Here is a 583-nt window from a genome sequence, read left to right as displayed (position 1 = left end):
AACACAAAGCCCAAAAGATGCTTTAAATTCAACAATTGCACACACCATTATTGAGCAATGCCCCACCCAAATAATTTTTACAAAACAAAAAGCAAATTATAAAGATTATGTTGAAGATTTCAAACTGACTGAGCGAGAATTTGAACTGATACAATCAGAATTAAGTCGAGAATCCCGTCGTTTTCTCATCAAACAGGGACAAAGTTCCGTTGTTGCAGAACTTAACTTACGTGGAATGAATGATGAGATCGCCGTCTTAAGCGGTACAACAAAGAATATTGAACTGGTGAACCAAATTATCAGCGAATATGGAGCAGACCCAGACATATGGCTGCCTATATTTCATCAAAGGAGAGAAAATCAATGAAAAAATATAGCTTAGTCACATTGTTATCTTTATTTTGCATCTCTCATGCAAAAGCACAAACAGCACCCCTTGCTGATGAATATTATAAAAAAGCCTTAGAAAACAAGCAACAATTAGACGTTGCAAAATCACAAACAGCTGAGTCTATTTATGAATCTGCAACACAAACTGCAAATAAAATTAAGGACATAAACGATCAACTTAAAACTCTTAAAG

The 583-nt window shown here is 34.8% G+C and carries 2 pseudogenes; both read left to right on the top strand.

What is annotated here, in order from left to right:
- Positions 1–367: pseudogene (locus tag ACFIO5_RS13050) on the top strand (transporter); the annotation flags it as partial.
- Positions 364–583, top strand: a pseudogene (locus tag ACFIO5_RS13045) (type IV secretion system protein VirB5); the annotation flags it as partial. The pseudogenes ACFIO5_RS13050 and ACFIO5_RS13045, both read left to right, overlap by 4 nt.

Source organism: Bartonella sp. AA86SXKL (genome assembly GCF_042196885.1).
The sequence above is the reverse complement of the archived record's forward strand: the minus strand, read 5'-3'. Positions and strand labels throughout refer to the sequence as shown.